The organism is Levilactobacillus mulengensis (genome assembly GCF_003946045.1).
GTDB lineage: Bacteria > Bacillota > Bacilli > Lactobacillales > Lactobacillaceae > Levilactobacillus > Levilactobacillus mulengensis.
In genome coordinates, this window is sequence record NZ_RHNW01000006.1 from 57917 (window position 1) to 83669 (window position 25753).

A 25753-nucleotide genomic window follows, 5' to 3' on the forward strand; every position below is an offset into this window, starting at 1 on the left:
AATTAATTCGAGCGTCACTTGGTCCGCTGCCCCCTGGGGTGGCGGACCTTTTTGTCTGGGCTAAAGCATTCGCCTCCGGAATGGTGAAAATATACTGGTTACCTCCGTTCCCGGCGGTGCGCTCAAGGTGCCCTGCTATGGGGCCGGTTCCAGCCGAAGAGCGGGCTTCCACCTCAACTTTGAGCCTGAGGTACGGTCTCAAAGGTTGTCCCGTGGGCTAGGCTGAGAAAGAACCTCAGCCAAGACCACCGACACAGCTGGGCACCTTGGCGCACCTCTGGTCACTTCTCTAACAGGTGAATTTTCACCATCTCTGCGGCTGACACGTGTTTAGCCCGGTACAAACGGTATTGTAGTTGGTATAACTGTAACGTTAACCATCCCCAACCAGTGAACCCTGCCTATTCACCGCCAATGCAGTCACTAACAATTCGATTTCACTGTCAGATAGTATTCACCTAATCATTTCGTCTGCCATGACTACTTGCCCCTTAAATATTCCCACAAAAGTATAACTGCTTAAATACCCCCTCCCTGCTCGTCTAATCGCTTTCTCACCGTCGTGACATCCTTTCACATATCTCTGCTTCAACTGCACACAACGCTAAATTTAAGTGCTATAATGGTAAAATCAGTCATTTGAGAGAAGAGAGGAGTCTAAGACTTTGGCAAAAGAACTACGTCGAGAAATCGGCACGTTTACTGCCCTGGCAACCGTGATGGGAACCGTGATCGGTGGTGGGGTATTCTTCAAGACCGCTAGCGTGGTGGCTGCCAACCACTCCGCTAACATGACGCTAGCTGCTTGGATTTTGGGTGGGATTTTGACCATCTGTGCGGGTCTGACGAGTGCCGAACTCGCCGCCGCGATTCCCCGCACCGGGGGCGCCATGCGTTACCTGGAGTACGCCTACGGCAAGCCTGTGGGTTTCTTAATGGGTTGGGCGCAGCTATTGGTCTATTACCCGGCAAACATCGCGGCCCTCTCGATTATTTTTGGGACGCAATGGGTCGCCCTATTTCATCTGAGTAGCGCCTGGCAGTTACCGGTCGCCATTCTGTGTGGTCTGAGCATCACTGGCTTAAACTTTTTAGGCGCTAAGGTCGGCGGGTCCGTTCAGTCGATTGCCCTAATTTTTAAATTGATTCCTATTATCGTCATCGTCGGGATCGGCCTGTTTGCGCCGGCCAACGCCACGATTCACCTCTGGCCAATTACCACCGGTGACCACCTCAACTGGGGCAGCGCCTTCAGCTCCAGCCTGTTGGCGACGATGTTTGCCTATGACGGCTGGATCAGCATCGGGAACATCGCCGGGGAAATGAAGCATCCCGAGCGCGACCTGCCCCGGGCCATCATCATTGGCCTGGCCGGTATCACCCTAATCTATACGCTGGTCAACCTGGTGTTCTTAAAGACGTTGCCCATCGATCTGATTGCGGGTAATCAAAACGCTGCGGCCGATGCATCCATGAAACTGTTCGGCCAATTTGGCGGCAAGCTGGTCACGATTGGCATCTTGATTTCCGTCTACGGCGCCATCAACGGCTACACGCTGACGGGGATGCGAGTACCCTTCGCCATGGCCGAGGAAGATAGCCTGCCCTTTTCCAAATACTTCCGCCAATTATCCCGGCGGACCTACGTGCCCTATTTTGCGGGGAGCGTGCAGTTCGTCATCGCCCTGATCATGATGTTTATGGGGAGCTTTGATCTCTTAACAGATATGCTGGTGTTCGTGATGTGGGTCTTCAACTGTCTCATCTTCATCGCCGTCTTCAAATTACGGCGGACGGAACCCGAGCTCAACCGGCCTTACCGGGTCCCAGGTTATCCCGTGATTCCGCTGATTGCGCTGGTTGGGGGGATTTTCATCCTGGCAACCACGCTGATCACCGAAACGGGCCTCGCCGTCACCGGGCTGCTCCTCACCCTGATTGGCCTGCCAATTTATTTCTGGCACCAACGTCATAAAACCACTAATTAAACAAAATGGCTCACGCAAGCGCTAAACTTGTGTGAGCCATTTTTCGTTAGTTTTCGTAATGTAAGGGCGCTGGTAACGCCGGTAAATCAGGGAACAGTTGTCGCAAGCGGGCCTCGGCGTCGGGCACACGAGTATCCCGGTCCTCCAACACCTGAGTGATGCCATCAAAGGTAAACATCAGGAGGTCGGCGCCATTTTCGTCACGCACCTGGTAAAAACGGATGCCGGCTTGCAAGGCGGTCATCACAAATCGTTGCGCGTGATCAGAGAGTTGCTGAAGCTGTGGCAACAAGGCCGGCGTATTGATGCGGTCGTGATACCATTTGCGTGCCACGGCTTGCCCAAATTTCATCAGGCTACCATTCTCCACGTGGGTCAACAACTTGGCTGCCGGCGTTAACTCGGGATGCGTCAGGACTTCCTCAAGGTCGTCGATGATGTCCCACTGCTCAATGTGCGTCTGTAGGGACTGGGCCATCTCCCGCATTTCATGGAAGATCTGCTCCCCCTCCAGCTGATACTGCGTGGCCGTCAGGGGGTTCTCCAACGCGACCGTCTGGTTCTTGGTCCGCGCAGCCGCCAGCGTTTCTGCTAGATTTTCCGGCTCCGGTTGGGTCAGCAGGTACAACATGAAGATTTTCAGGAAGTACATCGCGTGGCGACTGACCCCGTTGGGTGTGAACGGCGTGTTGTCAAAGTCTCTGAGTTCCAGGTATTGGATGCCCCCGGTCAAGAAGTCACGCGCGTTGGCCCGTCCCTTGAGCCGCACCGGCCCATAAAATTCGTGGGCAGAGAAGTAAGTGCCCTCGTCGATACGGTCCTGAAGTTGCGTTAAATGCGCCGTCAGTGAGGCATAGGTCACCTGTTCTTGTGGAAAATTGACGAAACCGTAAGGACTGTTACGAATACTACGCACGGGTTCCTGTAAATCCGCCGGCACAGTCTCGAAGAAGCCCTTTTCTGCGATGGGACTGGCCCCGAACAGGTAGGTCAACAACCATTGGTAGCGCACAAAATTTTGGGCGACCCGGAAGTACAACGCATTTTTAAAGGCAACCAGCGAACTGAATTCGGTGGTGTAATGGCTGTACAACCGATGAATGACGGGGTCCGGCAAGCTATAGTTGACGTGGACTCCGGTCAAACAGCCGTGTTGCAGGCCGTACTTCTTGACCAAGTACTCCCGGTACGGTCGAATCGCCGGGCGGTCAAAGTGATCCGCAATAAACTGTAGATCCGTGTCGTCCACCACCGGCGGCATGCTCAACGGCCAGATGCGGTCGTCGCCCTCCAGTGAGCGGTACGCCACCGTTTGTAACGTATCGAGTTGGTCCAACGTTCCCCCGATATTGGGGTTGGGGTCGGTGATGACCTCCAACTGACTTTCGGTGAAGTCCGTTTGAAAATACGGATGGAAAGTCCGGGACCCCAGTTGGCTAGGGTGTGGGCGGCGGCTCAACCGGCCATGCTGGTCGATTCGCTGCTCTTCAATCTCTAGCCCCACTAGGCTGTGATAAAGCTGTTCTGATAAGTTTTCTTCGCGAATAACCGCTAATAAGTTGTCCAGCATGGCGGTAACATCCCCTAACCTTAAGATGACTGATTTAACCTAAAGTGTAAACAAAAAAGGGGCCCGTGTCACTGATATTGGCTAACTTTTTTCAAAAAAATTTAGTGAGTAACCCATCCACCGGGATAATGAAAATACGTGTTGTCCCTTCGTTCCCGGCGGCGGGCTCAAAGTCCCCTGCTGTGGGGCCGGTTCCAGCCTGTAGGGCGGGCTTCCACCTCAACTTTGAGCCTGGGGGGCGGTCTCAAAGGTTGTCCCATGCTCTAAACTGAGAAAACCACTCAGTTAAGACCATCGACACAGCTGGTGACTTTGGCCCGTCTCTGGTCACTAACACGGACCACCTATTTTCAACACGTTTGGACCATCATTCACGTAAAGTTTTCCGCAGCCCTAGTTCTTCGGGAATACCAACTACTCATGCTATTTTCCAATAGCTATGACAACCTTACCAGCTGCCTTTTAACCACAGTCGGTCCCAACAATCACTCAAGCAAGGAACCGATACTAGTTCAGAGACGTCAACCAAAACTGTCAGTACCCGCATCATCACCCACTACCCTTGCCAGCCGGCTCTTTCAGCCGTTGTTAGCGACCAGAGGCGAATCAAGGTGACCTGCTGTGTCGATGGCGTTAGCTGAGGTCCCTCACTCAGCTTAGGCCATGGGGCGACCTTTGAGACCGCTCCTCAGGCTCAAAGTCGAGGTGGAAGCCCGCTTCTCAAACAGCGGTTGTTTCCCACAATCACTCAAGCAAAGAACCGATGCTAGTCTAGGGACGGCAGCCACGGCCGTCAGCACCGGCATCAACCTCTGCCAGCCGGCTCTTTCAGCCGTTGTTAGCGACCAGAGGCGGTTTCGCGGACGCAGCTGTGTCGGTGGTGTTAGACCGAGTGCTTTTTCTCGGCCTTACACCACGGGACGACCTGGGAAACTCGCGCCCCTTGGCGAGGTTTCTAGGCGAGACGGAGGACCGCTTCTCAGGCCGCAGTCGTTCCCCACAGCAGCGGTAGCGAAGACCGCCGCCGGGAGCGGACCCCAACAACAAAAAAGAGCCAGCCGACAAGGAACGCCGACTGGCTCGTAGGAGATGAAGCGCGGTTCTGACTACCGAACCGTTTCGTGAATCAGCGTAATTGGTTTAGCTGAATCGCTAATTTCAATGTTCTTGTAAAGCATGTCCTTGATGTCATCAACATCTTCACGGTTACTGTAGATGGTCAAGAGCGTGTCGCCGGTCTTAACGGCGTCACCGATCTTCTTGTTCATCATGATACCAACCGCGTAGTCCAGCTTGTCGTCAGCCTTTTGCCGGCCACCACCGAGTAACATCCCGGCGATACCCATTTCATCGGCTTCAACCTTGCTGACAACCCCGTCAGACTTGGCTGGCAAGTCAATCTTGTATTTGGCTTGTGGCATGATTTCTGGGTGTTCGATGACACTCCGGTCGCCGCCTTGGGCTTCGATCATGTCGCCGAACTTCTTCAATGCGGAGCCGTCTTCGATGGTCTTTTCACACATTGCCCGGGCCGTCTTCAAGTCGTCAGCCTTCCCAGACATGACAACCATGTGAGACCCTAACGTCAAGACTAAGTCGGTAATGTCGGCTGGTGCTTGGCCCTTTAAGAGGTCGATGGATTCCTTGATTTCCAAGGCGTTCCCAATGGCGTTCCCCAAAGGTTGGTTCATATCGGAAATGATGGCCATGCAGTTCATGCCGACCCCTTTACCAATACCCACTAAGGCTTTGGCCAATTCACGTGAGTCGTCCAAGGTCTTCATGAAGGCACCCGCACCGGTCTTAACGTCGATAACTAAGGCGTCGGTCCCGGAAGCAATCTTCTTGCTCATGATGGAACTAGCAATCAACGGAATGGAGTCAACCGTGTCGGTGACGTCCCGCAGCGCGTAGATTTTCTTGTCGGCGGGGGCAATGTTCCCAGTAGCCCCAACGATAGCCAAACCTTGGTCCTTCACTTGCTTCTTAAATTCGTCTTCACTGATTTCAACTTTGTATCCTGGAATCGCTTCCAATTTATCCAAAGTACCACCCGTGTGACCCAGGCCACGGCCAGAGATCATTGGAACGGGAATTCCTAATGCGGCAACGATTGGCGCCAATGGAATACTGGTCTTGTCACCCACACCACCGGTCGAGTGCTTGTCGACTTTAATGCCAGGGATGCTGGATAAGTCCAAATGGTCCCCGGACTTCATCATGGCCATGGTCAGCTCTGAGCGTTCAGCGTCGGTCATGTCGTTGAAGTACGTTGCCATCAAGAAGGCACTGGTTTGGTAATCTGGAATTTCACCGGAAACTACCCCATCAACGAAGGTTTGGATTTCTTCCTTAGTTAATTCGCCACCGTTACGTTTCTTATCAATAATATCTACCATTCTCATGTTTCAGCCACTCCATTTCTAATTGGGATAAACGTCGCTACTGTTTCGGCGTGTCCTTAAGTAGTTGTGCTGCTGCGTGTTGATCAATAATGAGGCAATTCGGGTAGCCGCCCAGTAAGGCTGCTTTCACGGCGGGGACTTTGGCATCCCCGGCCGCCACCAGAATTGAGTGTTCCTTTTGCTTTAAGCTTTCTAAATTAATGCCGATGGTCCGTTCATTCAGCTGTGGATTAACGATTTCACCATTTTCATCAATGTAGCGCGAGAAGATATCCCCCACCGCATGGGCCTGTAAGGATTCCTTTTCAGGTTCCTGCAGGTATCCCAGCTGAAAGACCAACGCATTGTTGCGGACCGTCCCGACAGAATAAATCGCGATATTGGCTTTCTCGCCCAACTCAAGCAGATACTGAATGTGCCGTTCCTTCTCCACCAATTCCTTAGTTTGTTGGTGGTCGAAGATGACGGGCAGTGGTAAGTACTGCGGCACCGCGTGAAAAGCATTGGCAAAGGCGTCGATGCTCTCGTAAGCGTAGGTGTGCTCAGTGGAGTAACTCACACTCCCCTTAAGTTGAATGACCTCTACCCCGGTCAGGGTATCGGGTTGTAAATTGGAGCCAATGGCGTAGATGGTCTTGCCCCAACCAATCCCGATAACATCGTGTTCCTGCACAATGTCTTCGAGATAGCGAGCGGCATACGACCCCACCGCGTTTAAAATGTCACCAGTTGCGGTCAACTGCGTGGGCACCACGTGAACCTCCACGTGATAGGCCGCACCTAACGCATCTTCCAGCGTCTGCACGTCCTGCACGGGGTCCACGATTTGAATTCGCACTAAGCCTTGTTCTCTAGCAAACTGAAGGAGCCGGGAAACCGTCGGCCGGGAAATCCCCAACTGTTGGGCAATCTGACTTTGACTCTGATCAGCTTGGTAATACATCTTGGCAACGGTTAGTCCTTGGGCCAAGCGCTGTTCGGTCGTCTCTGCCATTCCCATTTCCTCCTCATTATTGGTTATTTATTTTCTTTGGTGCGACGAATAGTGAAAACACGACGATGTGGTCGTTCCCGCCGGTGGGTTCAAGGTGCCCTGCTGTGGGGCCGGTTCCAGCCTGAAATGCGGGCTTCCACCTCGCCTTTGAGCCATAGTCCGGTCTCAAAGGTCGTCCCATGCTCTAAACTGAGAAAATCACTCAGTTAAGACCATCGACACAGCCGGTCACCTTGACCCACCTCTGGTCACTAACAACGACGTTACCATTTTCACTTTCGTAGCCAAATACCTACCGTCTGATTCACAGTCATGCCATAATCACTTGGCTGTCTGTGTACCAGGCGCTCTGTTCCTATCAGCCGCCGGTTCCGAGCGCCACGGTCCCGGCACTGATACTTTTCGCTAACTATCCAAAGAGTGTTTCACCCTTGACCTACCCAAATTATCTTCACCAGGATAGTTTGAGTAGCCACTTAGCTATTCACCCTCTGGTTCATTACCTAATAGAAAAGGCGGGCGCGTCTCTTTAGTCCGCACCCGCCACTTCATTACGCTTTAACGGCTGTGTCTAAAGCAACCTTGATCATATCGTTGAAGGACTTTTCCCGTTCTTCTGGCGTCGTTGATTCACCGGTAATCAAGTGGTTACTGATGGTCAAGACGGAAAGTGCGCGAACATGGTACTTCGCAGCTAACAGGAAGAGCGCCGTTGATTCCATTTCAGTGGCAATCACACCGTAATCAATCAGCTTTTGCCGATCCATTTCGTCGTTGTAGAACCGATCTTCGGCTAAGATGTTCCCCACCCGAACTGGGATCTTCAAGTCTTGGGCCACGTGGTAAGCGGTGTCCAACAGACCAAAGTCACTGATTGGAGTGTAGTACATCCCTGCGCCAAAGGTGTTTTGGATAATGGAAGAATCCGTTGAAGCGGATTGGGCCAAGACCACGTCGCGAACGTGAACGTCTGGGCTCATCCCACCGGAAGTCCCTACCCGGAACAACGTCTTTACGCCGTATTCACTAATCAGTTCGTTGGCGTAAATGGAAATTGAAGGAATCCCCATCCCAGTGCCTTGCACGGAGATACGCTTGCCCTTGTAAGTCCCGGTGTAGCCAAAGCAGTTCCGGACCTTATTGTAGCAAACTGGGTTTTCTAAGAAGGTTTCAGCAATGTACTTTGCCCGTAATGGGTCACCGGGAAGTAAAACAGTGTCAGCAATGTCGCCCTTTTTAGCTTCAATATGGTTACTCATGATTAGTTCCTCCTAAAATGGTTGTGGTTACCTATTTCAAGTCTGCCAAGAAACTGTGGCCTTCATCGTTGCCAGCCACGCCAAAGTTATCCAAGACCGTTGCCCCAAAGTCAGAGAACGGTGAACGAACGCCTAAGCTCCCACCTTGCTTGATGCTTGGTGAGTAAACCAGCAATGGCACTTGTTCACGAGTGTGATCGGAACCTGTAAAGGTTGGGTCGTTCCCGTGGTCAGCGGTGATCATCAGCAGGTCATCGTCATGCATGTTGTCTAAGACAGTGCCGAGGCGCTTGTCAAAGTCCATCAGTGCTTGCCCATAACCTTCTGGGTTGCGCCGGTGGCCATACATAGCATCGAAATCAACTAAGTTAATGAAGCAGAAACCGGTAAAGTCTTCTGCCATGACGTGGTCGACGTGGTCCATCCCGTCCATGTTGCTTTCGTTATGGTAGCCTTCGTCGATCCCATGACCGGAGAAGATATCATTGGTCTTCCCAACGGCAACGACGTGGACACCAGCTTTTTGTAAGCGGTCCAGGTCAGTTTCGCCAGTTGGTTCCAACGTGAAGTCACGCCGGTTAGCGGTCCGGGTAAAGTGGTCCTTGTCAGGGCCAACGTATGGCCGTGCAATGATCCGGCCGACTAAGTATTCTGGGCCGTTGACCAATGAACGCGCGTACTCACAGATCTTGTAAAGTTCTGCCAAAGGAATGACATCTTCATGGGCAGCAATTTGCAAAACGGAGTCGCCAGAGGTGTAGACGATCAAGTCGCCCTTGGCCATCTGTTGTTCCCCTAATTCAGCAATGATCTTGGTCCCGGATTCTGGCCGGTTACCAATGACTTTGCGGCCAGAGAACGCTTCCAATTTGTCGATGATGTCGGCTGGGAAGCCGTTAGGGAACGTGCTCAGTGCTTTACGAACTGGCAAGCCCATCATTTCCCAGTGACCATCCATGGAATCCTTACCGGCTGAGATTTCGCGCATCTTACCGTAGTAGGCCTTAGGATTATCCGCAACGGGAACCCCTTCGATGGGGGTGTCACGCAAGTTAGATAACCCAATCTTAGCCATGTTTGGTAAGGCTAATTTGCCGGCGAAATGCTGGCCGATGTGGCCCAGCGTATCTGCGCCTTCATCGCCATATTTAGCGGCATCGGGAGCGGCCCCGGCACCAACTGAGTCAATTACTAAGCCAAAAATACGTTTGTACTTCATACCTTATTTACCCGCTTTCACAAATTAAATTCTAGTAACCGGACTTTTCGGCTGGTGCACCAGTCAAGATAGCAACCGTGGCACTGACACCTAAACGGCTAGCACCGGCATCGATCATTTCAACGGCTTCGTCCCAGCTATGAACACCACCAGAAGCCTTAACGCCTAAGCGGTCGCCAACAGTTTCGCGCATCAATTTAACGTCTTCAACCTTGGCACCGGCAGTTGAGAAACCAGTTGAGGTCTTCACGAAGTCTGCGCCGGCCTTTTCGCTTAACTTGCAACCGAGAACGATTTCGTCTTTGGATAACAGGCAAGTTTCCAAGATAACTTTCAAAATCTTACCCTTGGCGTGAACAGCGTCGGCCAATGACTTGATGTCAGCTTCAACAACATCATTGTTACCAGACTTTAATTCACCAATGTTGATCACCATGTCGATTTCTTCGGCGCCGTCATCGATAGCCTTTTGCGCTTCGAAGACTTCGCTATCAGTTGCCATGGCCCCGAGTGGGAAGCCCACAACGGCGATTGGGTTAACGTCGCTGTCCTTCAATTGCTCAGCAACGAACGGAATCCAGTAGGAGTTTACACAGACGGAAGCCGTGTCAAATTTCTTTGCTTCGTCACAAGTTTCTTTGATGCTGTCTTTAGTTGCATCTGCCTTTAAGTTAGTGTGGTCAATGTATTTTGCTAATTGTGCTTTCGTTAATGTCATTATATGAAACCCCTTTCATTTATCACCAATAGCATACCCAATTCCTGCACATTTGTAAACCCCTGAATTGAACCGCTGTTCAAAAACGTGCACCTTTGTGCAGAATCCTGCAAGAAAAGTTTCACTTTCCGGGTTTACCGTTTTACTTAATTGAAGCCCGTTCTGATAACGTTTTCATTTTTACTTGTGAAATTAATTAGTTCAGGGGACGGACGTTAAAGCCCCTCATTTTGTTAGAAAAAATTTTTTCAAAAAAATCGGCTGGATTAAAAATCCGGTCGATTTCTGGTAAATTTGGTCTTCAAGTACGAATTTGTTACCAAGCGTTCCTAGCAGTCGTCAGCCAGTTTCTCTCAGGCAGCAGCGAACTAGTCTGGCATGTTGTCCCGAATCTTCTGACCAACTTCTGTGTTGGTGGGGCAGAACAACGCATGCTTCTCACTAACATAGTAGGTATCCCACTTGTCCGTAATGGCCTTATAGGTTGCCGGCGTGAAGTCGCTCTTCATGATGCTGACCTGCATGGGCACTGAAAATAGACTTTGCGTGACGTAAGGAAAGCCGTCTTCATCGTAAGGTACATCATCAACGTAATAGAACGTTAAACCATTGACCTCGCCCTTTAGATCCGGCAGACTTAGCCAATCATTCCAGGACACATGTTTGGTGTCTTTGATGTAGAGTTTAGCGTTGTTGGTAGCAGTCGGCGTCGTCTGACTTGATTGGGTCTTACTCCCCGCGGTCTTAGTGGCCGCGGTCGACTTGGTAGGCTTGGTAGTCGTCGATGGCATGGTGGTTGCGGTTGAAGACGTTGTTGGCGTCGTCAACTGACTGTTGGTCTCGGAACTACGCTTCGTTTGTTTCTTCCGCCCATTGTAATAGGTTAAGTATTTTTCATTGACCCAGGCGCCCTTACCTTTGTAAGTCACATATTCGTATTCAGTCGGGTGCTTGTCTCCCAGTGAGATGCCCTTAACCTGATAAACCACCTTATTTTTCATAGTCCCTAAACGATACGCCCGCTTCAAACGATAACGGTTATGTCTAACTTTATGTAAGGTGTACGCGTAATGCTTGTACCCCGACTTGCGAAAATTAAATGGATTATATGCTCGCGAATGCACCCAATTCAATTGATAACTCTTGTCAGCGTGCGCCGTCTGTGGCACCAGGCCACCCCCGATTAACCCGCCGAAAACTAACAATCCCACAATACTCTTCTTCATCTGTTCCATCCCCTACCGACCACAACCGCAGCCAATTTGTCGGTGCATTTCACCACATTCCAGCAAGTGGACAACGCACCTAACCTTCTCAGTCTAGCCACAGTATCACTGTTTGTCAATAATCATTGGGATAAATGGTTCAGGGACGACTAATTTTACGGCACCTAAGCATTAAAGTAGCTTTCTCCGTGAGAATCAGCTATCATCACATCAACACCAAGTTAATCAGTAACTCATTGGTTCCAGCATTAAGTTGGTGATCACATTGTTCATCCCTGTCAGCCACATAGTCCTTAATCCTGGTGAAAGGAGGATAACCCTACCCAATAATGTTTGGTCATCAATCATCAGCCACCAGAAAAGTTTACTACCGAAAAAAATCGCCAGGGCTATCCCTCGCGATAATTAATTAAGCCTGTTTGATTAACCGGATCAGCCCGGTGACTCCCCCCTGAATAAATGACCCTTAACTTATCCTTTGGCCGCACGTTGTCGGATTGTTTGAATAAATTCAGCCTTCTTGCCAAAGAACAGATAGTTTTTAGGAATCTGGTAAAGTTGGGACAAACGTTCAATGGTTTTAATTCCCAAGTTTGAGCTATCTCGTTCCCAAGCAGCCAACGTTTGGTAATGGATACCTAGACAGGCCGCCGCCTCTTTTTGTGAATATCCCGCATTGTGGCGTGCAGCCTCTAGTGTAATTTGCAGCTTATCCATCACGGAATCCTCCTTACAATCACTTCCACATATTAAACGAGTTTATTCGTTTTGTCAATTATTGATTGATAGGAGTTTCTTGTTTGCTTGTCTAGTCACAATTCGTTATAATGACGATAATAAGTGAAATTTAACCTTAGTATTAATTTTAAAAGGAGTGAACGTAGTGCCCCGCCATGAATTATCTCCATTTGAACGCAATATTCGGCGGATTATTGCCCAAAACCTCAAAGCAGCTAGTCGGGACATGACCCAGGCAGAACTGGCAGAAAAAACGGACATTCCGACCTCGACGCTTTCGGGCTACTTTGCCCAACGTTCTACCCCCAGCCCTGGCAATGTTCAGCGACTGGCGGATGCATTAGGCGTACATAAATCCGCAATTGATCCCCGTTACGGTGACGACCTGTTAGAAAACGATGTTTGTTTTGAAGCCATCTTCTCGCAGCTGTCCCCCGAACGTCAAAAAGCCGTCTTAACTTTCGCCCAGCAACAATTAAGGGCCCAATTGGACCACTCATCTAAGTAACGGTTTCGTTAAAACAGCCCCGGCAGATTACTCGCCAGGGCTGCTTTTTCGTCTCGACTAAATGCTTTGCTTACACGCGGCCATCACGGAAGGCTTTGCGCATCTCATAGGCCAAGATAAATTTGGCACCATCGGTCGGCATCTTATCGCGGTCGAACCATTTGGCCTGGGCCAACTCGTCGCGTTCCAAATCAATGGTCACGTCTTCGTCAAGTTCGGCAAAGAAGCCAACCAGTAGCGACTCGGAGAACGCCCATGGTTGACTGCCAAAGTAACGCAGATTGTGGACGTGCAGTCCGACCTCTTCTTGGACCTCACGGCGAACAGCATCCTCCAGCGTCTCACCAATTTCAGCAAATCCCGAGATCAAGGTGTAGGGCTTATACCCAGCCGCGTACTGAGTCAATAGGATCTGATCACCCTTGGTCACGCCCACGACCACCACTGGGGAGATCCGTGGAAAAACCTGATAGCCACAATGCCCACAGGTCAGCGCCCGTTGCTGTTCGTCCGGTCGCATGGCATGCCCACAACGCCCGCAGAACCGATTGGTTTCATACCACCAGGCTAGATGTGCCGCGGTCGCACCAGCGAAGCCCAACCAGGCCGGTTCAACCTTCTGAAAACTAGCGACGGACTGATACTGATACGCGGCCGTCGTGGCAACCCGCTGACCAACCAGGTAGAACCCCGTCTCATCGACGCTGAACAAGTAGGTCATCTGCGCCGGTGAAAGCTGCCACTGGCGGACGGCCTCGCGGTAGTTTGGCAACCGCTGCTCGGGGCCGAGGATAATTTGTCGATTGTCATAGATCACAACGTAATCGCTATCCCGGGGCGCGCGCCGTTGCTCATAGTGATTGTCAAAAACCTTGGGACTAATATCTTGAAACATCATTTCCCCAACTTTCTCAATGCCCTATACCTATCATTACATCTCTCAATCAGCATTCATTTTACGCGTTTACCGTGATTTTACAATAGTCAGATTTAGATACTTACATTTGTTCATCTCCTGGCTATTTTGACCTTTCCCTGCGAAAAATCGCCAAAATAGCGGTCGATTCCCCTAATTGGTCTAAATACCCAACCAAGCAAAAGACTGCCCCCAAAACGGTTAATAGCCATCTTAAACGGTCGGATTGGGTCATTGCTGACCAGAATTATTCAGTAAACCGATATTTTCTCCAAAATTAACTGGGGACAAAAAAACATCCCCCAGCAATTAAGCTAGCGGATGTCGATAAAAAATTACTTCTTAACCAGCACAGTCACAGATTCAACGTGTGGGGTTTGTGGGAATTGGTCAACGGGTTGAATTGGCCCGTCGATTTCATAGCCGAGTTCTTGGAACCGGGCCACGTCACGCACCAGTGTTGCTGGGTTACAGCTGACGTAGACGACCTTCTTAGGCCCCATCTTGGCAGTAGAGGCAATCAAGGTTTCAGCCAGGCCCTTACGTGGGGGATCAACCACCACAACGTCGGGCTTGATGCCGGATGCTTGCCACTGGATCATTTGGTCTTCAGCCTTATCCACGAAGAAGTCCACGTTGGTCAAATGGTTCTTTTGCGCGTTGACCTTAGCGTCTTCAATGGCTTCGGGCACGATGTCGACCCCGTACACTTGCTTAGCGTGCTTAGCCAATGCCAGGGAAATCGTCCCGATACCACAGTAAGCATCGATGACGGTTTCGGCCCCGGTCAGGCCAGCCTTGTCGATGGCCATTTGGTACAGCTTTTCAGTCTGTTGCGGGTTGACTTGGTAGAATGACCGCGCGGAAATGGCAAAGGTCAAGCCCATCAAGGTGTCCTCAATGGTTGGCTTGCCATACAACGTCCGGGTCACATTCCCCATAATGACGTTGGTCTTCTTGGCGTTCACGTTCAAGACAATGCTGGTAACTTCAGGCAAGGCCTTGTGAATTTGGTCGACCAGTTGGTCCTGACTAGGCAACTTCTGTTGACGACTGATCAACACGATCATCATCTCGTGGCTGTAGTAACCACGACGAACCATGATGTTGCGGATAACACCCTTGTCACTGATTTCGTTGTAGGCAGGAATTTCAAATTGACGCAGCAAATCGCGAACCTTCACGATGGCTTCGTCGATGGCGGGGTCTTGAATGTAGAAGTCCGTCAACGGAATCAATTCATGGCTGTGTTGCCGGTAGAAGCCGGTCTCCAACTGACCCTTGATCATGCGAACAGGGACTTGCGCCTTGTTCCGGTACTGGGTGGGGTTAGCCATGCCCAGTGTTTCAGCGACGTCAACGTCTTGGTGGGCCTTGCTGAAGAGTTCTTTGATTTGGTGTTGCTTGAAGGTCAGTTGGGCTGGGTAAGCCAGGTGTTGTAACGGCGCGATACCGGTTTGCCGGTAGGTCTTGTCCACGTCCTTGACCCGGTCAGCGGATTCCGTTTGCCAAGAGATAGCCCGGGCAAAGCCGTAGTGGCTCTGAACCTTGGTCACTTGGATGGTGATCTCTTCGCCAGGTAAGGCGTTTTCGATGAACAATGGGAAGTCGTCGACCTTAGCCACGCCCATCCCCTGATAAGTCAGGTCGGCGATGGTCACGTCAAGTCGTTCGTTTTTACTTACTGGTGCTTTTGTTTTCATATTAACCTCAATTTCTTTAATGAGAAAGGGATTTTGCTGCTCATTCGTCGCGCAAAATCCCTCCCAGTTACTCTCTAGACATCAGTGTCTTGGTCTTCCGGCAAACTCTCGACTTGCTTGACGAAGTTTTGCTCCGCCGCTAACAATTCGGGAGATTCACTGGTGACCGCCGAATCCGGAATATCATCCAGATTGGCATACATTTCAATGTGTTGCCGCAGGTTGCGGAACTTCATCGGCGCATCCCCACCATACTCGCCGTCCAGGTTGATCATCATCCGGTCTTCAACGGGCCGGGCAATCACCTTACTGGTCTTCTCGTAAATGATGTGGGGATCGTTGATATGCTTACCCCCGTTTAAGACTAAGCCCATCAACCGCAAGATTTCCGGCATGCTGGCCGTCTTCACGATGATCATGGTAAATTTACCATCATCCAACGCCGCGTCGGGCACAATCTGCTCGAACCCGCCAATAGAGTTGGTCAGCGCAAGGAGAAACATGGATGCCTTCCCCCGGAAATGACCGCCATCATAGGTCAGATCCATTTCGATTGGCTTGATGCGGGGCAAGAGTTCTGCTCCCTTCATCAGGTAGGCCAAGTACCCGAAGATCGACTTCAGGTTAGATGGCACGTCGTAGGTCAACTCGGTCAACAGACCCCCACCCGCAATGTTGATGAAGTAGGTATCACTGGCCTGACCAATGTCCATCTTAATGGTTTGGTCCTTCAGCACGACCTTCGCCGCCGCCAACGGATCTTCCCGTGGGATGTGTAACGCCCGGGCATAATCATTCGTGGTACCGGCAGGAATAATGGCCATCTTCGGACGATGAGGTAAGCCAGCCAAACCGTTGACGACCTGGTTGATGGTCCCGTCGCCCCCGGCTGCCACGACGAGTTCGAACCCGGCTTTAGCCGCCCGGGTCGCCTCATCGCGTGCTGAATTTGGTGCGGGTGTCGTGGCGTAGGCACTGGTTTCATAGCCTGCCTGCTCAAACACCGCTAAAATATCGATTAGGTCTTTCTTCAACGCCTCGCGTCCTGAAGTCGGATTATAAATGACCCGTGCCCGTTTACGCATGATGTGCCTCCAATGTTCTATTGCTGTAATGCCGTCATCAACAATTTGTTAACAACTTGTGGGTTGGCTTGACCATGAGTTTGCTTCATGATTTGACCAACTAAGAAACCAACGGCCCGTTTCTTCCCGTTGTTAAAGTCTTCGATGGACTGTGGATTAGCTGACAAGACATCGTCAATGATGGGTTGTAACTTCGCTGGATCTGATAGTTGAACCAGACCGTGAGCTTCCACGTAAGCCTTAGGTTCTTCACCATCCGTGATGGCCTTGAAGACCTTCTTAGCCATCTTGCTGGAAATGGTGCCATCAGAAATCAGGTTGATCATGCCGGCCAGGTTGGCTGGGGTCAGCTTAGTGGCTTGCAAGTCAACTTGCTTCTCGTTCAGGTAGGCGTTAACGTCCCCTTGCAGGTAGTTAGCGGCCATCTTGGGGTCAGCCTTTAAGGCAACCGTGGCGTCAAAGAAGTCAGACATTTCCTTGGTCTGGGTGATAACCATAGCGTCGTAGTCCGTCAAGCCTAACTCGTTGACGTAACGTTCGCGCCGTTTCGTTGGCATTTCTGGCATGGCAGCGTCGAGTTCCTTGATCCAGTCATCACTGATGTTCAGGGCTGGCAAGTCTGGTTCTGGGAAGTAACGGTAATCATCTGAGCCGGCCTTGACCCGCATCAGAATGGTTTCGCCAGTCTTTTCGTCAAACCGCCGCGTTTCTTGTTGCACAGCGCCGCCGGACATCAAGACTTGTTGTTGCCGCTTTTCTTCGTATTCCAACCCACGTTGCACGTAGTTGAACGAGTTCAAGTTCTTCAATTCCGTCTTGGTCCCGAACTTCTCCTGACCCACTGGCCGCACGGAAATGTTGACGTCGACCCGCATGGACCCTTCTTCCATCTTCACATCGGAGATCCCGGTGAATTGGATGCGTTGCCGTAAGGCTTCCAGGTAAGCGTAGGCTTCGGCTGGAGAAGCGATGTCTGGCTTCGACACGATTTCAATCAGGGGCGTCCCTTGCCGGTTTAAATCGACGTAGGAGTGGTCCCGTTCATGGGTGTTCTTCCCGGCATCTTCTTCAATATGCATTTCAGAGATTCCGATTTTCTTTTTCACGCCATCAACGTCGACTTCCACCCAGCCATCATGGCCGATGGGCTTGTCGGATTGCGTGATTTGGTAAGCTTTCGGGTTATCGGGGTAGAAGTAGTTCTTCCGGTCAAAGTGGGTGTGTTGTTCCACCGTAGCGTGTAAGGCCAAGGCGGCAATGATACCGTCAGCAACGACGCCCTTGTTGGTGGTTGGCAGAACCCCTGGGTAACCCCAGTCAATGACGTTGGTGTTGGCGTTAGGGTCGGCCCCGTAGGCAACTGGTGATGGGCTAAAGATCTTTGAATGGGTCTTTAACTCAATGTGGACTTCCAGCCCAATCGTTGTTTCAAAGTTCATTAGTTTTGGCCTCCTAACGTGGGTACTTCTAAATGAAAGTCAGTGTTTTGTTCGAAGGCGTAACCCGCTTTGTAGAGCGTGCTTTCGTCAAATGGCCGACCGATGAGTTGCATACCGACTGGCAAGTTGTTGCTGAAGCCAGCAGGTAAGGATAGTCCTGGGAGCCCGGCTAAGTTCACGGGAATCGTCAAGACATCGTTCATGTACATCGTGATTGGATCCTTGATTTCATCACCGATACCGAAGGCCGTGGTTGGTGCAACGGGACCCATGATAAAGTCGTGGTCTTTCAAGACCGCTTTAAAGTCATTGATAATGACCGTCCGGACCTTGGCCGCCTTGATAAAGTAGGCGTCATAGAATCCAGCGGATAAGGAGAACGTCCCTAACATGATTCGGCGCTTAACTTCTTCGCCAAATCCTTCGGAACGAGACTTCACGTAGACGTCTTCCAAATTCTTCACGTCGTCAGCCCGGTAACCGTAACGAATCCCATCGAACCGTTGCAGGTTAGAAGAGGCTTCTGAGGAGGCGATGATGTAGTAAGCCGCTACCCCATATTTGTTATGTGGTAAGGAAACTTCATCGACCGTGGCACCTAACTTACGGTAGGTGTCAGCAGCAGCCAAGATGGCAGCCTTGACGTCTTCGTTGACCCCTTCGGCCAAGAATTCCTTTGGCAAACCGATTCGCATGCCCTTAACGCTCGTGGCGTCATTCAGGTCGGCAGCGAAGTTAGGCACTGCCTGCGTTGAGCTGGTCAAATCGTGGTCGTCATGACCCGCGATGGCACTCAGAACTGTGGCGTTATCCTTCACGCCCCGCGTCATTGGGCCAATTTGGTCCAGGCTAGACCCGAAGGCAATCAGACCCCACCGAGAAACGCGGCCGTACGTGGGCTTCATCCCGACAATCCCATTGAAGGCAGCTGGTTGACGAATAGAGCCACCGGTATCTGAACCTAGCGTAACGGGCACTTGGCCTGAGGCAACAGCGGCCGCAGAACCACCTGAAGAACCACCGGGAACCTTGGTTTGGTCCCAAGCGTTCTTGGTCGTCTTGAAGGCAGAGTTTTCGGTTGACCCACCCATGGCAAATTCATCCAGGTTGGTCTTCCCCACGTTGATCATCTGTGCGTCGGCCAGCTTTTCAGCGACCGTAGCGTCATAGACGGGGTTGAAGTTGGCCAAAATCTTGGAAGCGGCCGTCGTGGTTAAGCCCTTGGTCACGATATTATCCTTCAGTCCCATGGGAATCCCGGCCAGTGGTTGATCGGCGTTAATTCCCTGCGCATCAATTTTTGCTGCTTGGTCTAAGGCAGCGTCTTCGTTTAAGTTTAAGAAAGCATCGATCTTTGGGTCGGTTGCCTTGATGTTGTCGAAGGTTGCTTGCGTTAATTCCTTAGCGCTAAGCTTCTTGGCAACCAGGTCGGCGTGTAGACTAGCGAGATCCTTGTCAAAATAATTCATTTACGCGTTATCCTCGCTTTCATCGATGATGGCAGGTACCTTGATGAAGCCACGAGCTGCGTCTGGTGCGTTGTGCAGCAGGTCTTCACTTTGTCCCCAGTTATCGGCGACGTCCTCACGCATGACGTTGATTTGGTCGGAAACGTTGCTGGTCACGTCAACACCATCGGTATCAACTTCGCTCAGCGTTTCAAACATACCGATAATGTCGTCCAGTTGAGGCGTAAACGCGTCCAACTCGGCATCCGTAAATTCAAGCTTTGCCAAGCCGGCAACGTGTTGAACTTGTTCTCGATTAATTCGATTAGCCATCAATTATCCCTCTTTCTAATTTATCCGCAATTCACCGTTCACTCCGGACTACTCCCAGGGTAAACATACATTAACATTCTACCATATATCCGTGGGACGCCAAAGATTATGACAAGAAAACTTCCATGGAAACGCCACCAGTTTCAGGCAAGCGGTCGCTGTCACGTTAAATTTCAAAAAAAGGGCCGTTACCCCCTCACCTCGTCATGTGGTGAACAGGATAACGACCCCTATTTTTTAATAACTGTTAAAGACGTGACTCGTGAACTTCTTCGAGCCGGTGGTCCGGTTCAAAAAGCTCTGCACGCCGTCCGTCGATGACACCGTAATGTCAATCGGCACCCCGGATGGCAGATACTTTTGTGCGGCCGTCTGGAGATACTGCGTGAAGCTAATGATTTCCGTTTGACTGTAGAACTGCGTCTGGATGTTCACGTGCATCCCCGTCAGCGATTTCCCATTGTAATGGGCCTGTGCGGTGACCCCACTCAAGTTCGGGAAGAAGTTTTGCACTTCTGTCTTGAAGTTTGAGAAGGAACTTTCATCGTTGCTGTTAGGACTGCTCTCGCCACTCTCAACGGGAAAGACGTAATTCTTTTCGCCTAACGCCGTCCAACTGGAGACGCTCGTGGCGCCCGCCTTGTTGTTCGAGTAGGCAATGAAATCGCCCCCGACCAAGCTATCGTTCGAAGCTTGCCGGTAGATGGCAATGACGATTGGCACGTTCTTCAGGACTGACTTCTTCCGCAACCGCTTGAGGACGGTGTCAGCCGCCTTCTTAGCGTAAGCTTCACCAGCCGCCTTACTGATTTTGGTCTCAAACGTAGACCCGTACTGGGTCTTCTTGTAGTAATCCACGGAGTTGACCGCAATCCCAATCGTGACCCCGCCCAGACTCAGCTTGTTGTTCTTCTGGGTCATGTAATCTTGTTCTTCTAAGGCCTGAATGTAAATTGGATTCCGACCAGTAGCCGACGTGGAGCCGTTGCTGGCGGGATTTAACCCGGTGGCATTCGACTTAGATTTCCGGTCTAACCAGTCCTGCACGGTCGAAGCCGTCAGATGCTGGCCTTCTTGGAAAAAATACTTCTTGGTGGAGAAGACTTTCTTCGAGACGTTCAGCATCCCGTTTTCAAAGCTCTTCAGGTTGTACGTGTTCCCAGAGTCTTGACTGTTGGTTACCCCACGCGATTTACTCGTTTGGTAGTGGCCACTCTTAATGACCCCTTCGTAATCACCATCGCTGCTTTGTCCCGTTAATTGGGTTCCCCCGGACTTACTGTTGCCGGAAGTTCCGGACATACTGGAACTACTTAAATTGCCACACGCGGCCAAAAATAACGGCACCGCGGCCAACGCAATAAAGGTTCGTAACCGTTTCACGACTTGTTTCCTCCTAAAGTCATCATTTCGTTTCGTTCATCGCTGCCTGTAGTTGCGCTTCGTTCCAGACTGGAACGTTGAGCGACTGGGCTTTGGTGAGCTTGCTACCGGCGGCTTCACCCGCAATCAGTAGGTCCGTCTTCTTGGAGACGCTCCCCGTGACCGTGGCCCCGTGTTGCTCGAGCCAGGCGGTCGCTTCTGGTCGGCTCAGTTCTTGGAGCTTCCCGGTCAACACGATGCGCTGACCAACAAACTGGCCCTCTGTATCCACGGGCGTTGCCGCCCCACTGGTATACGTCAGGTTGACCCCGACCGCACGGAGTTCATCAATCAATTCACGAACCTGATCACTGGCAAAATAGGTGACGACGCTGTCAGCAATGATGCCACCAACCGTGTCAATGGCAGAGATGCTCTCGCTGTCAGCCGCCATCAGACTGCCAATATCACCGAATTCAGCCGCAATTGACCGCGCGGCTTTAGCGCCCACGTGGCGAATCCCTAAGCCAAATAGCAAACGTTCTAATGAATTATTGCGACTATTATCAATCGCTGTCAAGAGGTTTTGGGCTGACTTCTCCCCAAATTTATCTAAAGTTAATAATTGGTCGGTCGTCAGCCGGTAAAGACTGGCCACATCATCGACCAATTTACGGTCAAACAGTTGCGCCACAATCTGCGGACCCAAGCCGGCGATGTTCATGGCATTCCGGGAGGCAAAGTGATTCATCCCCTCGGCTAATTGGGCTGGACACCGCGGATTGATGCACCGTAGCGCCACTTCCTCATCCAGGTGGACGAGCTTCGCCCCACAGGATGGACAGTTCGTGGGAATGGGATAGGGTTCCGCATCCGCTGGGCGTTTAGCCGCCACAAACTGAGAAATTTCGGGGATGATGTCCCCGGCCTTGTGTAGCAGGACCGTGTCGCCCAATCGAATATCCTTGGCCGTCAGGTAATCGGGGTTGTGCAGGGATGCCCGCGCAACCGTGCTCCCAGCCAAGGCAACGGGGGTCATGACCGCAGTTGGCGTCACGATACCCGTCCGGCCGACCGTCCACTCAATATCTAAGACGGTCGTCTGAACCTCTTCAGGTGGGAACTTGTAGGCAATCGCCCAGCGAGGCACTTTGACCGTCGCCCCAATCGCCCGTTGAAGCGGCAAGGAGTTGGCCTTGATCACGATGCCATCGATCCCATAAGGCAGGTCGGACCGTTGTCCCTGGTAGCGGTCGATGTAGGCCGCCACGTCGTCCATGTTGTGGGCAACCTGGTAGGCTGGATTCGTGGTAAAGCCGAGTTCGGCCAGTTCATCCAGCAAGCCACTCTGACTCCGCGTGTTTAACGGCTCGTAGTCGGCGATGTTATACATGAAGGTTGCCAGCTTGCGGTCGGCGGTCACCTGCGTATTTTGTTGGCGCAGGCTCCCCGCCGCCGCGTTCCGGGGATTGGCAAAGGGTGCCTGGCCGGCCGCCTCCCGTCGCTCATTCAGCGCGAGAAAGGCTGCCTTAGGCATGTAGCATTCGCCCCGGACATCAATCGTCAGTGGCCGGCTCAGGGTCTGGGGAATGGACGGAATCGTCTTCAAGTTGGCCGTAATGTCCTCACCAATTTGCCCGTTGCCCCGCGTCGAGCCCTGCACGAATTCACCGTTTTCATACCGCAGCGAAATGGCCAGGCCATCAATCTTTAATTCACAATTATAGTCAAAGTCCTCGTCAACATTGCCGCGAAGACGTTCATCAAATTCCTTGAGCTCGTCAATGGAGAAGACATCTCCCAACGACAGCATGGGAATCTCATGGGTCACCTTAGGCAGGTCGCCCCGCGTGGTGCCCCCAACTTTTTGGGTGGGTGACTCCGGCGTCACGATTTCTGGAAAGGCCGTTTCCAAGGCGACTAACCGGGCATAAACGCGGTCGTATACGTCGTCTGCTACCACTGGTGCATCCGCATCGTAATATTGTTTACCCCAGGTAAGCAACTGGGGCCGGAGCTCTGCTGCCTCGGCAGCGGCTTGCTCCGCCGTTAAGGTTTTAATGGGTTTGTCAGTCATCAAATTCCTCCCATGTCACACTTATTTTTCGACTCGCTTGATTGGGGCGAAAGCGGCTAACAACCGCTTCACACCCTGTTCTGGAAAGGCAATGTCCAATTCGGCATCTTCACCGGTTCCGTTGACTTTAACCACGGTCCCGATGCCCCACTTCTTGTGGCTGGCCTTATCGCCGACGCCCCAGCTAACTTCACCGGCACCGGTGCCAGCTGGCTCGCTGACCCGGCCGGTCTTGCCAGCATATGGCTTGGCAACCGCGCTAGCCGTCCGCCGGGCAAATGGTACATCCCGCCGACTTGGGGTCAAGCCGGATTGCGTTTCGCTGTAGTCTAAGTGCAGCAACTCGGGATCAATTTCGGTCACGAAGCGAGACTGCGGGTTGGTTTGGCGCCGACCGTACAGCATCCGCGAGTAAGCATTGGTCAGATACAGCTTGGTTTGGGCCCGGGTAATCCCCACGTAGGCCAACCGCCGTTCTTCTTCCAGCTCGTCGTCTTCCAGCATGGCCCGGGACAGGGGGAAAATCCCCTCTTCCAGTCCCATCAGGAAGATGACGGGGAATTCTAGTCCCTTAGCCGCATGCAACGTCATCAGGGTCACCTCAGCAGGTTCCTCTTCAACATCATCTTGCGCGGAGACTAAGGCCAAATCGGCCAGGAATTCAACCAGTCGTTCTTCTGTTTCATCATGATCGGCGTTATCCCAATCATCATCAAACTTCTGCGTCACGGATAGGAATTCTTGAATGTTTTCAATCCGGGTCTCCGCCTCGAGATTCTTGGCAGCAACGGCCTTCAAAGCCGCCATATAGCCGGTCTGATCCAACAGTTCATTGGTGATTTCGGAAACGCTCATGGTGGCGGCCTTATCTTGCACGGCCTTCATCGTCATCCCAAATTTCTCCATGGCATTGCGAATCCGGGTGCCCAGGTTCGTGGCCAACGCAATGTTTTGCGTGGCTTCTAGCTCGGTCCAGTCGTTCATTTCCGCAAAATCTCGAAGTTTTTCGACACTCGTAGCGCCAATGCCCCGCTTAGGTTCATTGATGATCCGTTCCAAGCTCATGGAATCGGCTGGATTGGCCACCAACGTCAGGTAGGCCAGGACGTCACGAATTTCCTTACGGTCGTAGAACTTGTGACCCCCGACCATGGTGTACGGAATGTTGGTCTTGACCAGGGTTTCTTCAATCACCCGGGATTGGGCGTTGGTCCGGTACAAGATGGCGAAATCGCCGTAACCGCGGTTGTGTTGCTCACGTTCTTCTTGAATCTTAGCGACCACGTAATGGGCCTCGTCATTTTCATTTTGACCCCGGTAATACGAGATCTTTTCCCCTTCCGGATTGTCCGTCCAGAGATCCTTCTTCTTCCGGTTAACGTTGCGTTGAATCACGTCGTTGGCCGCCTTCAAGATGGTCTTGGTCGACCGGTAATTCTGCTCCAGCAGCGTGACGTGGGCAGCGGGGTAATCATGTTCAAAGTTTAAAATGTTTTCCATGTTGGCCCCCCGCCAACCGTAGATACTTTGGTCCCCATCCCCAACGACACAGAGGTTACCGTACTTCTTAGCCAACAGGTTGACCAGCGTGTACTGGGCATCGTTGGTATCTTGGTATTCATCGACGTGGATGTACTTGAATTTTTCTTGGTAGTAGCCCAAGACTTCTTTATCTTGATTAAAGAGCTTGATGGTCAACATGATCAGGTCGTCAAAGTCCATCGCTTGGTTAGCCTGCAGCTCACGTTGGTAACTCTCGTAGACCGTTGCCACCGTCGTTTCAAAGGGATTCCCAGCGGCTTCACGCATCATTGCTGGTGTTTGTAAGGCGTTCTTGGCGTTTGAAATGGCCCCTAACACGGACCGGGGATCAAACTTCTTGACGTCTAAGTTTTGTTGCCGCAAGACCCGCTTGATCAGCGTCCGTTGTTCCCCGGGGTCCGCAATCGTAAAGGCCCGGTTGTACCCCAGCTTATCGGCATCTCGCCGTAAGATTCGCACACACAGGGCATGGAACGTGGAAACCCAGACGTCGTTGCCATCCGGTCCCAATAATTTGATGACCCGTTCGCGCATTTCCTTAGCGGCCTTGTTCGTAAAGGTAATCGCCAAGATCCGCCACGGCATCACGTTGTTGTGCTCAATCAGGTAGGCGACCCGGTGCGTTAACACCCGGGTCTTCCCACTACCGGCACCCGCCAATACTAGCAGCGGTCCCTCCGTCTGAAGGACGGCCTCCGTTTGCTTATCGTTCATGCCAGTTAACAATTCTTCTCCTGCCACCGTGAACACAGTCCTCTCTGTAATTAGTCTTGAATAGTATACCAAAAAAACATACGTTCTGCTGGAAGTCTCCCCGATATTTCAAAAGAAATTTTGGGGACCGCTGCCATAATTTTAACGGTTAAAAAGCCGTGCACACCAATAAACGCACCCAATCAGCCAGCCGGGTGATCAGATGCGCCATGTCACTGTTTTAATTTGGTCGTTGATTGCGCCTCCGGGGGCGTGAGAATGGGACCGGAACGCTGTGGGCGAACGCCCGGAGCCAAAGAGCGGTCTCCGCGCTTACTTTGAGCCACCCAGGTGTCTCAAAGATATCAATGTTCTAACCGGCCAAGAACGCCGCTAAGAACATTCCCACGGCTAAGCCCATTCTCACACCCCCTGCGGCTAATACTGGCTTTAAAACCAGCGTCACGCCACGTGGTCATCCCAACCGCCGCTAGTCAACTGAATGTGAACAAGTCAACCGCTTGTCAGCC

At 51.7% G+C, this 25753-nt stretch carries 19 protein-coding genes; 2 read left to right on the forward strand and 17 right to left on the reverse strand.

Annotated features, from left to right (window positions below; genetic code table 11):
- Positions 1–665 precede the first annotated feature (665 nt).
- Positions 666–1988, forward strand: coding sequence for an APC family permease (locus tag EKM84_RS07175; protein WP_125765103.1), 1323 nt, complete (start codon positions 666–668; stop codon positions 1986–1988).
- Between the two features lie 46 nt (positions 1989–2034).
- Here the strand turns inward: EKM84_RS07175 and EKM84_RS07180 are convergent, their stop codons facing one another.
- The 8 genes from EKM84_RS07180 to EKM84_RS07215 form a co-directional block, all read right to left on the reverse strand.
- Complete coding sequence (locus tag EKM84_RS07180; RefSeq protein WP_125765104.1) at positions 2035–3558, reverse strand: gamma-glutamylcysteine synthetase; 1524 nt, start codon at positions 3556–3558, stop codon at positions 2035–2037.
- A gap of 1106 nt (positions 3559–4664) precedes the next feature.
- A complete protein-coding gene (locus tag EKM84_RS07185; RefSeq protein WP_125765105.1) occupies positions 4665–5963 on the reverse strand; it encodes a pyrimidine-nucleoside phosphorylase in 1299 nt (432 codons plus the stop codon).
- A 37-nt stretch (positions 5964–6000) separates the two neighbouring features.
- On the reverse strand, positions 6001–6957 hold the full coding sequence (locus EKM84_RS07190) for a sugar-binding transcriptional regulator (RefSeq protein WP_125765106.1): 957 nt from the start codon (positions 6955–6957) through the stop codon (positions 6001–6003).
- A gap of 551 nt (positions 6958–7508) precedes the next feature.
- Positions 7509–8216 carry a purine-nucleoside phosphorylase gene (deoD, locus tag EKM84_RS07195; RefSeq protein ID WP_125765107.1) on the reverse strand — a complete coding sequence of 236 codons (708 nt, stop codon included), beginning with the start codon at positions 8214–8216 and terminating at the stop codon, positions 7509–7511.
- Between the two features lie 31 nt (positions 8217–8247).
- Complete coding sequence (locus tag EKM84_RS07200; RefSeq protein WP_125765108.1) at positions 8248–9435, reverse strand: phosphopentomutase; 1188 nt, start codon at positions 9433–9435, stop codon at positions 8248–8250.
- A 31-nt stretch (positions 9436–9466) separates the two neighbouring features.
- Entirely contained in the window at positions 9467–10153 is a 687-nt protein-coding gene (deoC, locus tag EKM84_RS07205; protein WP_125765109.1) for a deoxyribose-phosphate aldolase, read from the reverse strand.
- Between the two features lie 368 nt (positions 10154–10521).
- Positions 10522–11379 (reverse strand): hypothetical protein, encoded by an 858-nt coding sequence (locus EKM84_RS07210; RefSeq protein WP_125765110.1) that lies wholly within the window; start codon positions 11377–11379, stop codon positions 10522–10524.
- A gap of 471 nt (positions 11380–11850) precedes the next feature.
- The gene (locus EKM84_RS07215) at positions 11851–12096 is read right to left on the reverse strand and encodes a helix-turn-helix transcriptional regulator (protein WP_125765111.1); all 246 of its coding nucleotides are present in this window, start codon (positions 12094–12096) and stop codon (positions 11851–11853) included.
- A gap of 166 nt (positions 12097–12262) precedes the next feature.
- Between EKM84_RS07215 and EKM84_RS07220 the strand changes: the two genes are divergently transcribed.
- Positions 12263–12625: a helix-turn-helix domain-containing protein gene (locus EKM84_RS07220; protein ID WP_125765112.1), complete on the forward strand. Its 363-nt coding sequence runs from the start codon at positions 12263–12265 to the stop codon at positions 12623–12625.
- A gap of 70 nt (positions 12626–12695) precedes the next feature.
- On the opposite strand, the gene nudC is transcribed toward EKM84_RS07220, so the two are convergent.
- From nudC to pcrA, 9 genes are all read right to left on the reverse strand, one after another.
- Complete coding sequence (gene nudC / locus EKM84_RS07225; RefSeq protein WP_125765113.1) at positions 12696–13523, reverse strand: NAD(+) diphosphatase; 828 nt, start codon at positions 13521–13523, stop codon at positions 12696–12698.
- Between the two features lie 353 nt (positions 13524–13876).
- Positions 13877–15244 (reverse strand): 23S rRNA (uracil(1939)-C(5))-methyltransferase RlmD, encoded by a 1368-nt coding sequence (gene rlmD, locus EKM84_RS07230; protein WP_125765114.1) that lies wholly within the window; start codon positions 15242–15244, stop codon positions 13877–13879.
- Between the two features lie 74 nt (positions 15245–15318).
- Complete coding sequence (locus EKM84_RS07235; protein WP_125765115.1) at positions 15319–16329, reverse strand: diacylglycerol kinase; 1011 nt, start codon at positions 16327–16329, stop codon at positions 15319–15321.
- A 17-nt stretch (positions 16330–16346) separates the two neighbouring features.
- Positions 16347–17768, reverse strand: coding sequence for an Asp-tRNA(Asn)/Glu-tRNA(Gln) amidotransferase subunit GatB (gene gatB, locus EKM84_RS07240; RefSeq protein WP_125765116.1), 1422 nt, complete (start codon positions 17766–17768; stop codon positions 16347–16349).
- A complete protein-coding gene (gene gatA / locus EKM84_RS07245; RefSeq protein ID WP_125765117.1) occupies positions 17768–19237 on the reverse strand; it encodes an Asp-tRNA(Asn)/Glu-tRNA(Gln) amidotransferase subunit GatA in 1470 nt (489 codons plus the stop codon). The genes gatB and gatA overlap by 1 nt, the downstream gene beginning before the upstream one ends.
- Positions 19238–19549, reverse strand: coding sequence for an Asp-tRNA(Asn)/Glu-tRNA(Gln) amidotransferase subunit GatC (gene gatC, locus EKM84_RS07250; protein WP_125765118.1), 312 nt, complete (start codon positions 19547–19549; stop codon positions 19238–19240). It lies immediately after the preceding gene.
- 237 nt (positions 19550–19786) lie between these two features.
- Positions 19787–20932, reverse strand: a complete 1146-nt coding sequence (locus EKM84_RS07255; RefSeq protein ID WP_125765119.1) for a CamS family sex pheromone protein — start codon at positions 20930–20932, stop codon at positions 19787–19789.
- Positions 20933–20954: 22 nt separating this feature from the next.
- Positions 20955–22988 (reverse strand): NAD-dependent DNA ligase LigA, encoded by a 2034-nt coding sequence (ligA, locus tag EKM84_RS07260; RefSeq protein ID WP_125765120.1) that lies wholly within the window; start codon positions 22986–22988, stop codon positions 20955–20957.
- Positions 22989–23009: 21 nt separating this feature from the next.
- Positions 23010–25271, reverse strand: coding sequence for a DNA helicase PcrA (gene pcrA, locus EKM84_RS07265; RefSeq protein ID WP_164511354.1), 2262 nt, complete (start codon positions 25269–25271; stop codon positions 23010–23012).
- Between the last annotated feature and the right edge of the window lie 482 nt (positions 25272–25753).

Excerpts from the sequence above, each read along its gene's own strand:
- EKM84_RS07180 (WP_125765104.1), bottom strand. The coding sequence starts at position 3,558 with ATGCTGGACAACTTATTAGCGGTTATTCGCGAAGAAAACTTATCAGAA.
- EKM84_RS07185 (WP_125765105.1), bottom strand. The coding sequence starts at position 5,963 with ATGAGAATGGTAGATATTATTGATAAGAAACGTAACGGTGGCGAATTA.
- EKM84_RS07190 (WP_125765106.1), bottom strand. The coding sequence starts at position 6,957 with ATGGCAGAGACGACCGAACAGCGCTTGGCCCAAGGACTAACCGTTGCC.
- deoD (WP_125765107.1), bottom strand. The coding sequence starts at position 8,216 with ATGAGTAACCATATTGAAGCTAAAAAGGGCGACATTGCTGACACTGTT.
- EKM84_RS07200 (WP_125765108.1), bottom strand. The coding sequence starts at position 9,435 with ATGAAGTACAAACGTATTTTTGGCTTAGTAATTGACTCAGTTGGTGCC.
- deoC (WP_125765109.1), bottom strand. The coding sequence starts at position 10,153 with ATGACATTAACGAAAGCACAATTAGCAAAATACATTGACCACACTAAC.
- EKM84_RS07210 (WP_125765110.1), bottom strand. The coding sequence starts at position 11,379 with ATGAAGAAGAGTATTGTGGGATTGTTAGTTTTCGGCGGGTTAATCGGG.
- EKM84_RS07215 (WP_125765111.1), bottom strand. The coding sequence starts at position 12,096 with ATGGATAAGCTGCAAATTACACTAGAGGCTGCACGCCACAATGCGGGA.
- nudC (WP_125765113.1), bottom strand. The coding sequence starts at position 13,523 with ATGATGTTTCAAGATATTAGTCCCAAGGTTTTTGACAATCACTATGAG.
- rlmD (WP_125765114.1), bottom strand. The coding sequence starts at position 15,244 with ATGAAAACAAAAGCACCAGTAAGTAAAAACGAACGACTTGACGTGACC.
- EKM84_RS07235 (WP_125765115.1), bottom strand. The coding sequence starts at position 16,329 with ATGCGTAAACGGGCACGGGTCATTTATAATCCGACTTCAGGACGCGAG.
- gatB (WP_125765116.1), bottom strand. The coding sequence starts at position 17,768 with ATGAACTTTGAAACAACGATTGGGCTGGAAGTCCACATTGAGTTAAAG.
- gatA (WP_125765117.1), bottom strand. The coding sequence starts at position 19,237 with ATGAATTATTTTGACAAGGATCTCGCTAGTCTACACGCCGACCTGGTT.
- gatC (WP_125765118.1), bottom strand. The coding sequence starts at position 19,549 with ATGGCTAATCGAATTAATCGAGAACAAGTTCAACACGTTGCCGGCTTG.
- ligA (WP_125765120.1), bottom strand. The coding sequence starts at position 22,988 with ATGACTGACAAACCCATTAAAACCTTAACGGCGGAGCAAGCCGCTGCC.